We start from the raw sequence: 13,020 nt of genomic DNA on the forward strand, positions 1-13,020 counted from the left end.
GCAGCACCGTCCGGCGAGGCAATGACCGTGCTGCCGCCCTTCAACGCCACGCACGCGTTCCAGCGGCTTGCAGCGTCGCGCGCCGCCGCGACCGGGTCTTCGCAGACAGCCTCCTTGCTCTGTCCACTGAGGTAGGCCATTTCGCCGGCGTGCGGCGTCATCACCACCGGCTGGTCAAGCTCGCCCTTGCGCACGACTGACATGGCCAACGCGTCCAGCACCACCGTCGCGTGGCGGAAGAGCGGCATCAGCGCGCGGACCACGCGCGGACCACGCGCGGACCAGGCCCACGATCGAGCGTTCGTGCTGCATGCCGGGCCCCACGACCAGCGCACGGACCTGCCCCGCGACCGTAGTGAGCGAATCGCCGCCGCGCGCCAGAAGAGCGCCGCTGCGGGCCTGTGGAAGGCCGACGACGCGCGGCTTCGGGGACGGCGAACGCAAGGCCGAGCGCGATTCCTGCCGGCGCCGCGATCGTGAGCTTGCCTGCGCCCGCCCGCAACGCCGCCACTGCCGCCAGCAGCGCAGCGTCCGGCATTTCCACGCTGCCCGCGACGATCAGCACATGGCCGCGATCCTCCTTGTCCGCGTCCTCGCCCGGCTTGGGCACAGGCCAATGGGCCAAGGTGGCGGGTGTCAGTCGCTTCGGACGAAATCCGGTCGCAGCCATAGGGCGCTCAGGGCTTTGCCGCAGACGACACATCGGGTGCGGTGGTGACGGGAGTGGCTGCTTCGCGCAGCGGCGCGAGGAGGTTGACGAGATCAGCTACAGTTCCCACCCTCCTCGCCCCCATGCCCGCGTGCTAGCGGTGCGTGCAGTGGGCGACAGTGCCGAAGCCGTGCGCGATGTTGGAAAACGATGATCAACGCGCCGCGACAGAGTCCGCGGCGCGCCGCCTGTTCTAGACATGGGCCTGGGTGGTTCGTAGCAAGTATTCCAACGCGCTCGACCGATCCGGAAGTGCCGACGAACCGTCGTCTTTGAGGCGCGCTCGCTCAGGGCCGAAATACCTGAGCGCCTTTCGGCCCAGCGGCGTCACCATGTGGACGCGCACAGGCTTTAGATGAGCCATCTCCGCGGGTGGGAAACTACAGATGATGTGGCCAGCATCGTGGAGGATCCGGAGCTTGTCCTGAACCTCGGGTGTCAAGAAAAGCTCCATCGGCAACTCATCATCCGCGAGCGCCTGAAGTAGTTCCAGTGGCATGGCGGCTCCTCAGAGTCGAAACCTGTAGGGAGTTTAAATCGTGAAAGTCTGGGCTCCATCGGAATGTCGACAAACGTCTTGACAGTCTTGACCGACATGCGCGGTCGCGGGCCCGGCTCGCTGTCTCACATGAAGGCCGAGGCTGACCGGGCCCCTAGCGTGCGAACAAGAGGAAAGCGATCAGCGCCGCTCACGCCAGTCCAGACAGGCAGGTCAGCAAAACGATCACTCATCCCAGCAGCTTCTCCATCCGAAAATGACACCCACACCATACGTGGGATTGGCCCAGAACGAGGCCTACGATAGCAGTCAAGGCCTCGGCCAATTGGACTGCTCGTGGCCGGGGTCTCGGAGCGGCAGACGGCAGGAGCCTCAAACTAGCAGCGGGGTCCTATGGGGACAAGGAGGGCTATTCAAAGCTGCATTTCGACCCGCGCGGCGCTGCCAGGGTCTTTCTGGGCGAAGGCCACGACGTCTTCGCCATAGCGCCGCACATTGAGGTCGAAGCGGCTCTCGCCCACCTGCAGTCCGGCGATGTGGATGGCCTCGATCCCGCGGGGCAGGCGGGGATGGGTCACGCGCACCCGGTGGCGGGCTGCCTCGACGCTCACGCCCAGACAGGCCTGCAACAGCATGAACACCGAGCCCGCCGCCCAGGCCTGGGGCAGGCAGGCGACCGGATAGGCCACCGGCGCCTCGCCGGGCGCGCGCTCGAAGCCGCAGAACAGCTCGGGCAGGCGAAGCCCGAAATGCACGGCCGCTTCGAACATGTCGCCGAGCAACTGGACGACGCCGTCGCGCTCGCCATAGCGCGCCATGCCCGCGGCGCACAGCGCGACGTCGTGTGGCCACACGGACCCGTTGTGGTAGGACATCGGGTTGTAGCGCGCCATGTCCGACGGCAAGGTGCGCACGCCCCAGCCGCTGTCAGAAGACGCCGAGCGCAGCTGCTGCACGACCAGCCGTCCGCGCTCGGGCGACGGCAAGCCCGAGAACAGCAGGTGCCCGGCGTTGGAGGCCCGCACCCGGCACGGCTGCTGCTGGCCGTCCAGGGCCAGGGCATAGGTCTGCAGCTCCGGCAGCCAGAAGCAGCGCTCGACGCGGGCCGCCATCGCGGCCGCCTCGGCCTCCCACTCGCGGGCCCGCGCGAACTGGCGCCGGGCGCGTGACAGCATGCCCATCCCGCGCAGCGCGGCGAACGCATAGCCCTGCACTTCCACCAGCGCGATCGGGCCTTCGGCCGGTCGGCCGTCGGCGTGGAACACCGAGTCGTGGCTGTCCTTCCAGCCCTGGTTGGCCAGGCCGGTCAGTTCGCCCCGCGCATAACTGACGAAGCCGCCGTGGCGCCGGGCATTGCTTTCGATCCATTCCGTCGCCGCGAGCAGCGCCTCCCAGATGCTCGCGATGAAGTCCATGTCGCCGGTGCGTTCGGCATAGGCGGTCGCCAGCATCACGAACAGCGGGGTGGTGTCGACGCCACCGTAGTACTGGCCGAACGGCAGCTCCTTGACCGCGGCCATCTCACCCTTGCGGGTCTCGTGCATGATCTTGCCCGGCTCTGCGTCGTGGAAGGAGGAGGTCTCGCTCGCCTGGTGGGCGGCGAGGAAGGCGAGCACGCCGCGCGCGAGCGCCGGATCGAGCCACAGGGTCTGCAGAGCGGTGACCACCGCATCGCGGCCGAAGGGGGTCGAGAACCACGGGATGCCGGCATACGGATAGGGCCCGGTGTCGAGCTCCGTGGTGAGCAGGGCCAGGTCGGCCTCGGACTTGTCGATCCAGGCTTGGAACAGGCGCCCGGACGCGCGCACCCGAGCGCCGCGGCGCCGGTGGATGCGCAGACTCCAGCGGACGCGCGTCGCGGCCTCCCGAAAGCGCGTGGGCGACGGCTCGGCATGGGCCTCGCCGACTTCGACATGGAGCGTCCAGCGCGCACGGCCGTCCAGGGCGACGTCGAAGGTCGCGTGACCTTCGCCCAAGCGGGCCGGCACCTCCGAGAAGGACAGGACGACGCTGCGCCAGACCGCGTCGAGGCCGCGGTAGCGCAACGCGACCTGGCGTTCGCCGAGCGCCCCGGCGGCCAGTTCTCCGCGCTGAGGGCGCTGTTGGCCGCGGACCTCGAACATGTCGCGGAAGTCGGCGCCGAACAGCAGGGTGAGCGGGACCCGCGCCGCTGCATCCCCGTAGTTGACCAGCGTAATGCGCTCGTGCACCCGGTCCTGCCACAGGAAGCGGCGGCGCTCCAGATGGATCACCCCCTGGGGCATCGAGCTCTCGCCCAGGGGCGGCAGAGGATGGTTGGTCATGTTGGCCGTGAAGAAGGCGTTGTCCTGGCTCACGGCGCTCGACAGCAGAGCCGGCTGGCGCCCGTCCATCAGCAGCCTGAAGGTCGACAGCCAGCGCGTGTCGTCGTGGAACAGGCCGTCGCCCTCCCCCGTGACGTCGCCGAAGGCATCGGCCACGAGGAAGGTGTCGCCCTCCTTGAGGACGAACAGCCGCTGCCCCGAGCGCACCGGCGGCGCCGGCCACTCGTCCTCGCGTGCGGTGGCGGGATCGGGGGTGTCCACGGCGCTTCCCGCTCAGGCGGCGATGCCTTCGCGCGCCGACCCGCGGCTGCCGCTCACGATCTGCCAGTAGAGCTGCGCATAGCGGGCGGCCATGGCCTGGGCCGTGAAGCGCTTCTCGAAGACCGCACGGACCGCGTCCCGCGGCAGCCGCCGCACGGTGTCGACCGCGGCCACGGCCTGGTCGAGGTCGTCGACCACCCAGCCCGTGACTGCGTCATCGACGACTTCGGGCACCGCGCCGCAGCGCCAGGCGATGACCGGTGTGCCGCAGGCCATCGCCTCGATCATCACCAGCCCGAAAGGCTCGGGCCAGTCGATGGGAAACAGCAGTGCGCGTGCGTTGCCGAGAAAGTCGCCCTTCTGGGCATCGCCGATCTCGCCGATGTAGTTCACCAGGGGGTGGTCCAGCAGCGGCCGGACGACACGTTCGAAATAGTCCTGGTCCACGGCATCGACCTTGGCCGCCAGGCGCAGCGGCACGCCCGCCGCCTTGGCGATCTCGATCGCGCGATCCGGCCGCTTTTCCGGCGAAATGCGGCCCAGGAAGGCGAGGTAGTCGCCCCTGGGTACGCGCGTGAAAGGCAGGTCGAGCGGATCGATCCCGTGGTACACGGTGGCGCGCCAGTGGGCCTCGGGCATCGGCAGCCGCTGATGGTTGGAAATCGAGACCAAGGGGAACTCTCTCCAGCGGCGATAGGTATCCGACAGATCGGCAATATCCAGCCGGCCGTGGAGGGTTGTCAAGGTCTTGGCGGCGACGTGCTCGAACAGCGGGAAGTGCAGCATGTCGATGTGGAAGTGCACGACGTCGAAGGCGTTGGCGAGCCGCCGGACCTCGTGCAGCATCGACAGATGACTCGCCAGATCGGACTTCAGCGGCGCCTCGTCCAGTCGCAGGGCCTGGCGGCGCGTGAAGACCGGCGTGGCCCGGGTGCGCATGTCGCCTGCGGCGAACAGGGTGACGTCGTGGCCCTGTTCCACCAGCGCATTCGTCAGGTGGGCCACCACCCGCTCTGTGCCGCCATAGAGGCGGGGTGGAACGGCTTCGTACAGCGGCGCGACTTGAGCGATCTTCATCGTCTCTCTCCGGCGGCCTGCCATCAAGGCGGCCATGGACATTATTCAATGTCGCCGATGAAAGCCGTGGACGGCTGGAGCCCCGTCAGATTGTCGGTTGACATCGTACGACGCGCAGCCACTGAAACGGCCGCCCCCTGCGGGCGGAAGTGGCAAGGCCTGTCCTCGCGGCAACTGGCGCACCTGACCGCCTGTCTGATGCCCGAATCCTCGAATCGCTCGTACGCGTCCTTGAGGAAGCGCCGACGGCTGTCACGGGCCGCCGCCACCGCCGCCGGGTCCACCACTTAAAAGTGATCGCCCCGCCAGCCCAAATCTATCGAACGGAACACACCGATGCGCCGAAGCAATCCTATTCGAGGGCACACTTTGGGCGCCCACCCGAGGATGCGTTGTCGATGCCGCGGGCTACCGCGATGCGGGCCATCTGGGGCAGGCATGCGCTGGCATACAGCTTGGTGCACCCAAACTCGCTGCGTCAGACGCTCTTGAAGTTGGTGGGGCAGCTCCTAGTTTCGGTACACGAAGCGCTGGAGACGCTCCGGCGCGCCGTTCAACCCTGAATGGAGGTTTTCGCCATGTACCGATCCCTGTTCCCCCGCGACATGTTCGCGGAGATGGATCGCCTGCACCGCGAGATGCAGCAGGCCTTCGATCCCTCTCCCACGATCCGCGGCTTCGGCCGCAGCGGCTTTCCCGCCCTCAACGTCGGCAGCACGGCCAAGACGGTCGAGATCTACGCCTTGGCCCCTGGGGTGGAACGCGCAACGCTCGAGATTCATCTCGACCGCGGCATCCTCACCATCGCCGGCCAGCGCAAGAGCGCCGAGCCGCCTCCCGGAGCCAAGGAGACCCTGCACATCAACGAACGCTTCGACGGTGCCTTTCGCCGTGTGCTGAGCCTGCCCGACGACGCTGACCCCGATTCCGTACAGGCCAAGGCGCGGGATGGCGTCGTGCATGTCACTGTCCAGCGTCGGGCCTCGGCCCAGCCGCGGCGCATCGCCGTCCAGTAGAAGGAGAACGACCATGAACGACATCCAGAAGACCAGTGAATCTTCCAACGTTCCGGCCCGGTCGGACGAACGTCGCTTCACCGACGCGACCCTGACGCCACCCGTGGACGTGATCGAAGACAGCTCGGGCATCACGCTCTATGCCGACCTGCCCGGCGTGCCGCGCGACAAGCTGCACCTGAACGTCGAATCCGACGTGCTGACGATCGAAGGCGAGATCGACCTGTCCGTCCCCGAGGGGCTGCAATCGAGCCATACCGAGGTCGGCCTGGGCCGGTTCCACCGGACCTTCACGCTCAGCAAGGAGCTCGACACGGAGAAGATCTCGGCGGAACTCGCGCAGGGGGTGCTCAAGTTGCGCATTCCCAAGGCCGAGCACGCACAGCCGAGGCGGATCAACGTGCAGGTGAACTGAGTGCGTCGAAGGGCGGGCGCGATCCGCGGCCTAGGCTAGGCCCGGTATTGCGGGCGGCAGCATAGAGGTTTTGAGGGCTACGATGCGGCTCCTTGCTGGTCTCCAGTTCCTCGGTCGCCGAGCGCAGTTCCTCGTTGATGTCCTGCACTTCCTCGTTCGACGCCTTCAGTTCCTCGGCTGACGTCTCGAACCCATCCGGTGGCGACCTGCAGGTGCAGCTTGAGCTGACGAATCTTCGTCCAGCTGTGGTCTTGGGGCCCTGCACCAAAGCCCTCCATCATCGACGGGGTTGTCGCAGCCGGCTTGTTCGCCCGTGACCGCCAGCGATTTTGGGCATCCAGGTCTCGTGCGGCAACGCCAGTTGGCCGGTCTTGGCCTTCATAGCCATAAGGTCCAGCGGCGCCCCGTGGATCACGGCGACCATCAGGCGGGCGACGATGGGGTCGGCGCAGTGGAGCTGCCGGTGTAGGCAATCGGAGGCCTACGCTGCTCGGGTTTTTCCTACGTCCCGCGCCAAAGGCGCGACGCATGGTTTTCATCCGGCGCTTGGCACGTCGACCGGGCCTCGGAGACTGGGAGACTTCCATGCGCACATCTTGCACATCTCGGGGCGTCCAAACTCGAACGATCACCACGGCCAGATTGGCGGAACTGCTGGCTGCCATCGTCGTTGCTGGGGGAATCGCCGCCTGCGGCGGCGGCGGCGGTGGGCACGGCGGCGGCTTCATTCCCCTGCCCAATCCGGGCCAGGCCAAGCTGAACTGCGACGAGACGATGAAGACCCGTTTCACGCCGGCGCTTACCCGGGTCCTGCTGGTCAAGTCGTTCAAGACCGGCGACCCGCTGCTTTTGTCCGGCTCGCCCAGCCCCGACACACCGGTGGCGAGCAGCGACGTGTGCGTGGTCAAGCTCCTGGTGGGGCCCGGCAATCCGGGACCGGCGGACGCTCCGTCGACTTCCCAAGGCATCGGCATCGAGGTCTGGCTTCCCAGCGAGAGCAAATGGAACCGGCGGATCCACGTGAAGGGCGGCGGCGGCTGGGCCGGCGGCGCCCAGACCTCGCTCACGACGCTCGCGGGCACCACGGGCGGCACGGCGGGCGCGCCGGCCACCACCGCGATGGTCGAAGGCGCCGTCTCGGCCAGCACGGACACCGGCCATGCGAACACGGCCAACGGCGGCTCGTTCGCTATGAATCCGGATGGGTCGATCAACGCCGCCCTCTGGAACGACTTCGCGCAGCGGGGCATTCATGAGATGGCCGTCAAGACCAAGGCGCTGACATTGGCCTACTATGGAACCGCGGCCAAGCGCGCGTACTGGAACGGTTTCTCGACCGGGGGCCGGCAGGGCCATATGGAAGCGCAGGCGAATCCTGGCGACTTCGACGGCATCCTGGCGGGTGCCCCGGCGATCAACTGGACGAAGTTCATCACGGCCGAGCTCTATCCGCAGATCGTCTACCAGCGCGACCTCGGCGGCGTGCCCCTGACCACCGGGCAGGCGACCCTGCTGGGCAAGGCGGCGATCACGGCCTGCGATGCGGTCGGCAACAGGCACATGGGCTACATCCCCGACCCCTTGCAGTGCCGCTACGACCCGACGCAGGACCTGAACGTGATCTGTGCCAACAGCGGCGGCAACGCGCCCTCCGGCGATTGCGTCACGCAGGCGCAGGCGGTGGCCATGAACAAGATCTGGTACGGACAGACGGCCGACGGCTCCGTGCCCTCGCCTTCGGCCGACAACGGAACCGCGCTCGAACCGCAAGGCGCACAGCGCTGGTATGGCCTGACGCGCGGCACCAACATCGGTGGCCTCGGCGGCGCGAGGCCCTTCACTATTGCGAGCGACATGGTAGCGCTGGAGTTGCAGGACGCGAGCTATGCATCGACCAACTTCATCAACGCCACCCGCAATGGGGCGGACCGCTGGACGACGCTTTCGTACCTTGACCTCTCCAATGCCTACGACCGGGGCGTGGCGCTCCAGGCTTCGTTCGCCAACATCAACACGGACGACAACAACCTGGCCGAGTTCGCGGCGCGAGGCGGCAAGATGCTCGTCTACCACGGGCTCGCGGATACGCTCATCCCGCCCCAGGGGACGCTCAACTACTACAACCGCCTCACCGCGAAGATGGGCGGCGACACCGTCGTGAGGAATTTCTACCGGCTCTTCCTGGTCCCGGGCATGGCCCACGGGTTCTCGAACGGCACGGCCAACCCGGATGCGAATCCGCCGTTGCCGACCATCGACCAACTCTACCTGGCGCTCACAACGTGGGTGGAACAGGACCAGCCGCCGAGTCGCCTCGATATCGCGTCGCCTGTGACCACGACCAACCCGAGCTCGACCTCACGCCCGATCTGCATGCACCCTACAAAGGCGGTGTTCGTGGGCTCGGACCCGCTGCTCGCGGCGTCCTACAACTGCACATGAAGGCACGCCCGCCCAGATGGCGGCGGCGCTGCATCCAGGAACTTCGCGCTACTTCAGGAGAATCTCATGATCCGCAAACTGGCCTCCGGTCAATACCGCCTCTACTCCCGAAAGACCGACGCGAAGACTGGCAAGCGCCGCAATCTCGGGACCTTCGACACGCTCGAAGAGGCCCGCCAGCACGAGCGGGAAGTGCAGTACTTCAAGCGCCGTTGAGGATGGCCAGGGTCCAGTTCCGTAGCGAGGCGCATGCGGCGCAAGCCCTTCGTGATCACGTCAGGTTGCCTCTTACGCCGGATCAATAAGGCCGGGCGCCTCGCGAGGACGCCCTCACGGGACGGCCATCCATCGTGAAGGGACCGTAACGATTGAATCGGGAGTGGCTCGCGGTGTTGGGTCGAAGTACTTCCATTTCACCGCATGAGCTTTCTGAGATCGGGCACCGAGGTGAAGGCGCCGCGCGCGATCACATCGCGCTTGATCTTGGCGAACCACAGTTCGACCTGGGCGAGCCACGATGAGTAGGTGCACCGCGCCGGATTCCAGCGTCAAGGCTGGATTGCTACGTTGCTTCCTACCACCCCTACGCCCGGGGGCCGGATCCGAGGCTCTGCCCCGCAGGCCGTCGCCCTGGGCAACTGCGCGTCGGCAAGCTGAGCGACCTGGATCGCGCGCCGTCGCGGCCAAGGAGCAAGTAGAGCGGTCACGACCCGCGCATAATTGCGGGCCAGGACACTATGAATCAAGACGCGAATAGCGACGGCGACCGGGACGATGGCTCAGACGCCAGGCGTTCCTCGCTGCAATTTCCTGTGGTCGGCATTGGCGCGTCCGCGGGCGGCATGGCCGCGGCTCTGCAGCTGTTCGAGCATCTGCCTGAGGCGCCCGGGATGGCATTCGTCGTCGTGTTGCACCTATCGCCTGAACACGAAAGCCACGCTGCGGCGATCCTTCAGCGGACCACATGCATGCCCGTGAAGCAGGTGAATGAGACAGAGGCTATCCAGGTCAATCACGTCTACGTCATTGCCCCCGCCCTTCACTTGGCGATGGACGACGGCAAGCTGGTCGTCGAGACGCAGGAGCGCCCGCGAAGCCGTCCGGTGGCCATCGACCTGTTCTTCCGGACGCTGGCTCAGGCGCATCGGGAACGTGCGATCGCGGTGATCCTCTCCGGCACGGGGAGTGACGGCGCGCTCGGCTTGGGCGAAATCAAGGCGCAAGGCGGCGTTTCAATTGCGCAGGCGCCGCATGAGGCCGAATACGCAGGCATGCCGCAGGCCGCAATTGCCACGGGGCGGGTCGATTTCGCGATGCCTGCAGCCGACATTCCGGCGAAGCTGATCGAACTCTGGAAGAACGCCCAGGAGATGGATCTGCCAGATGCCAGCAATATCGGCCTGCGGGTCCAGGATACACCGGAGGCGACGCTCGCGCGTGCCGAGGTCGCGCTGGACGAAGTGATCGTGATCCTGGCGAATCGTACCGGCAACAACTTCAAGGACTACAAGCGCGGGACCGTGCTGCGCCGGGTAGAGCGCCGCATGCAGGTCACCCGCCAGCAGAATCTGGTGGCCTATCGCGATTACCTGGAGAGCCATCCGCAGGAAGCCACTGAGCTGCTGCAGGACATGCTGATCAGCGTGACCAGCTTTTTCCGTGATCCGGAGTGCTTCGAAGCCCTGCGGCAAGAGCTCGCGGCCGGGCTCTTCAGACGGCTGGCTCCCAGCGCACCGCTGCGTGCATGGGCGGTGGGATGCGCGACCGGCGAGGAGGCCTACTCCCTGGCGATGTTGCTGAACGAAAGCGCCCCGCAAGGGATTCCTCAGCCTTCGATCCAGATTTTCGCTTCCGACGTTGACGACCGCGCCCTGGCAGTGGCGCGCGCTGGCGTCTATCCGGAGGCCATCGCTGCCGACGTATCGCCGGAACGACTTCGGCAGTTCTTCCAAGACGAGGCAGGGGCCTACCGGATCAGCAAGGCCGTGCGGGAGCAGATTCTCTTCGCCAGACACAACGTCCTGCGCGACCCGCCCTTTTCTCGGCTCGACCTGATCGTCTGCCGCAACCTTCTGATCTACTTCGAGCGCCGCCTGCAAGCCGAGGTGCTCGAGATGTTCCATTTCGCGCTGAACCCTGGAGGTTTGCTGTTCTTGGGCGGCGCCGAATCCGCGGAATTGCTGAGCGACCACTTCAGTTCCGTCGACAAGAAGAATCGGATTTACAGGGCCAACCCCGTCCGATTGCCTCGCGGCGATCTCTTGCCCCTGCGGGCTGGTGGCGGCGCCGGGATAGAGCGCCCAGGGGCGCCGGTATTGCCGTCTCTCGCGCATTTACATCAGCGCCTCGTCGAGGATGCCAACCGCGCCACCCTGGTCACCGATGCACACCACAAGATTCTGCACACCAGTGCGGGCGCCTCGCGATACTTGCGCCATGCGGCGGGTGTTCCCTCTCAGGACCTGCTCGAGGTCCTGCTGCCTGAGCTGGCGTCCGCGCTTCGCCCAGCCATCCTGTACGCGGGCCGGTCCGGCCGGCGCGTGGCCGCCAAGCCGGTCGCAATCGGAGGAGAACAGGGCCGCATTGTCGTCCAGATGACCGTGCGCGGCAGTGCGGGACCGGACGGCGGAGGCTACATGCTGATCGCCTTCGACGAGGTCGACCTGGCACTGCAGCCGGAGGCCGACGCGGAAGCAGGTCACGCCGATGCCACAGACTGCGCCGGCGCGGATCCCGCCTACGCCGTTCTGGAGCAGGAGGTGATGCGGCTGCAACGCGAACTGACTGGCAAAGTCGGCGAATCGGCCAGCTCCAGCGAGGCACTTCGTGCCTCCAACGAGGAGTTGCAGTCGATGAACGAGGAGCTTCGCTCAGCGACGGAAGAGCTCGAGACCAGCAAGGAAGAGCTCCAATCGGTCAACGAGGAGCTGACGACGGTCAACTTCGAACTCAAGCACAAGGTCGAGGAAACGGCCAAGATCAACGACGACCTGAACAACCTGATCACCTCGATGAACATCGCCACGGTGTTCGTCGATCGGCGCATGCGCATCAAGGGCTTCACGCCGCTGAGCGCGATGGTTTTCAACATCCTTGGGGGGGACATCGGGCGCCCAATGACCGATCTCACCCATCGGCTGGACTACGGGGGGAGCTTCGCAGAGGACATCATGCATGTGCTGGCAACGCTGCAACCGGTGGAGCGCGAGTTGGCGTCTGTCGATGGACGCTGGTACCTCATGCGCATCTCGGCCTATCGCACCGCCGAGGATCGTATCGACGGCGCGGTGCTCAACTTCATCGACGTGACCGAGCGTCGTGCGGCGCAGGAGCAGCTGCGCGCGCGGGACGAGCGCCTGCGCTTGGTGGCGGAAAGCACCAAGGATTTCGCTGTCATCACGCTCGACGCAGACGCCTGCGTTACCGGCTGGAACAAAGGTGCCGAATTCATGTTCGGCTACACCGGAGAAGAAATACAAGGGGAGCATTTCAGTCGCCTGTTCGTGCCGGAGGACCGCGCCGCTGGCGTGCCCGAGCAGGAACTGCAGAGCGCACGCGAACATGGTCGTGCGCTCGACGAACGCTGGCATCTCCGCAAAGATGGCAGCCGCTTCTATTGCAGCGGCATCACCACCCCGCTGGTCGAAGGCGATGTCCAGGGCTACGCCAAGATCGCGCGCGATCTGACCGAGCGCCGGCTGCTGGAGCGCCAGCGAGAGGAGCTGCTCGAGGCTGAAAAGCACGTCCGGGTGCAGCTCGAGGCCGCGCACGCCCTGCGAAACGAGTTCCTGGCCGTGATGTCGCATGAACTCAAGAACCCGCTCAACCTGATCATGGTGAGCACCGAGCTGATCGGGCGATCGCCCGAGGTGAAAGGCGCACCTCGGCTCTCGCGAGCGGTTGACACAATCCGCCGGACCGTCCATGCCCAGGCCCAGATCATTGATGACCTGCTCGACCTCTCGCGCTTGCAGACCGGCAAACTGACGCTGAGCCGTTCGCCAGTGAAGTGGCGACCGATCGTCGAGCGGATCACGGAAGCGCTGCGCAAGGAGGCCCAGGCGAAGCAACTGTCCCTCCTGATGGAGGCCGAGGATCTGACCATCTTCGCGGACGTGGTGCGGGTCGAGCAGATTTTCTGGAATCTGGTGAGTGTTGGCGCCGGCCGAAAATTGACCCACCTGTGAGGGTTGTGCCGGTTCAAATTTGACCCGGGTGTTCAGCCTACCCTGCTGCTTTTTTAAGCGGTGGGGGAATGAGGATTGATCACCATGGCCATGATTGGCAAGGTCCTGCGG

The 13,020-nt window shown here is 66.2% G+C and carries 9 protein-coding genes and 1 pseudogene; 5 read left to right on the forward strand and 5 right to left on the reverse strand.

Annotation, left to right across the window (positions count from 1 at the left end):
- From AC1DF3_RS35500 to AC1DF3_RS35515, 4 genes are all read right to left on the reverse strand, one after another.
- The coding region (locus AC1DF3_RS35500; RefSeq protein ID WP_478142583.1) for an NAD(P)H-hydrate dehydratase at positions 1-263 on the reverse strand (263 nt) is incomplete at its 3' end.
- A 639-nt stretch (positions 264-902) separates the two neighbouring features.
- On the reverse strand, positions 903-1,208 hold the full coding sequence (locus AC1DF3_RS35505) for a hypothetical protein (RefSeq protein WP_478142584.1): 306 nt from the start codon (positions 1,206-1,208) through the stop codon (positions 903-905).
- Between the two features lie 413 nt (positions 1,209-1,621).
- Positions 1,622-3,772, reverse strand: a complete 2,151-nt coding sequence (locus tag AC1DF3_RS35510) for an amylo-alpha-1,6-glucosidase (RefSeq protein WP_478142585.1) — start codon at positions 3,770-3,772, stop codon at positions 1,622-1,624.
- Positions 3,773-3,784: 12 nt separating this feature from the next.
- Complete coding sequence (locus AC1DF3_RS35515) at positions 3,785-4,849, reverse strand: glycosyltransferase family 4 protein (RefSeq protein WP_478142586.1); 1,065 nt, start codon at positions 4,847-4,849, stop codon at positions 3,785-3,787.
- 578 nt (positions 4,850-5,427) lie between these two features.
- Between AC1DF3_RS35515 and AC1DF3_RS35520 the strand changes: the two genes are divergently transcribed.
- The 4 genes from AC1DF3_RS35520 (at position 5,428) to AC1DF3_RS35535 (ending at position 8,938) form a co-directional block, all read left to right on the forward strand.
- Positions 5,428-5,865, forward strand: a complete 438-nt coding sequence (locus AC1DF3_RS35520; RefSeq protein ID WP_478142587.1) for an Hsp20/alpha crystallin family protein — start codon at positions 5,428-5,430, stop codon at positions 5,863-5,865.
- Positions 5,866-5,878: 13 nt separating this feature from the next.
- Positions 5,879-6,280 carry an Hsp20/alpha crystallin family protein gene (locus tag AC1DF3_RS35525; RefSeq protein WP_478142588.1) on the forward strand — a complete coding sequence of 134 codons (402 nt, stop codon included), beginning with the start codon at positions 5,879-5,881 and terminating at the stop codon, positions 6,278-6,280.
- A 642-nt stretch (positions 6,281-6,922) separates the two neighbouring features.
- On the forward strand, positions 6,923-8,722 hold the full coding sequence (locus AC1DF3_RS35530; protein WP_478142589.1) for a tannase/feruloyl esterase family alpha/beta hydrolase: 1,800 nt from the start codon (positions 6,923-6,925) through the stop codon (positions 8,720-8,722).
- 66 nt (positions 8,723-8,788) lie between these two features.
- Entirely contained in the window at positions 8,789-8,938 is a 150-nt protein-coding gene (locus tag AC1DF3_RS35535) for a hypothetical protein (protein ID WP_478142590.1), read from the forward strand.
- Between the two features lie 114 nt (positions 8,939-9,052).
- Here AC1DF3_RS35535 and AC1DF3_RS35540 read toward each other — a convergent pair.
- Positions 9,053-9,249: pseudogene (locus AC1DF3_RS35540) on the reverse strand (IS630 family transposase); the annotation flags it as partial.
- Positions 9,250-9,459: 210 nt separating this feature from the next.
- Here AC1DF3_RS35540 and AC1DF3_RS35545 point away from each other — a divergent pair.
- On the forward strand, positions 9,460-12,909 hold the full coding sequence (locus AC1DF3_RS35545) for a CheR family methyltransferase (RefSeq protein WP_478142591.1): 3,450 nt from the start codon (positions 9,460-9,462) through the stop codon (positions 12,907-12,909).
- Positions 12,910-13,020 lie beyond the last annotated feature (111 nt).

It is taken from the genome of Variovorax sp. 10N432 (assembly GCF_056394465.1).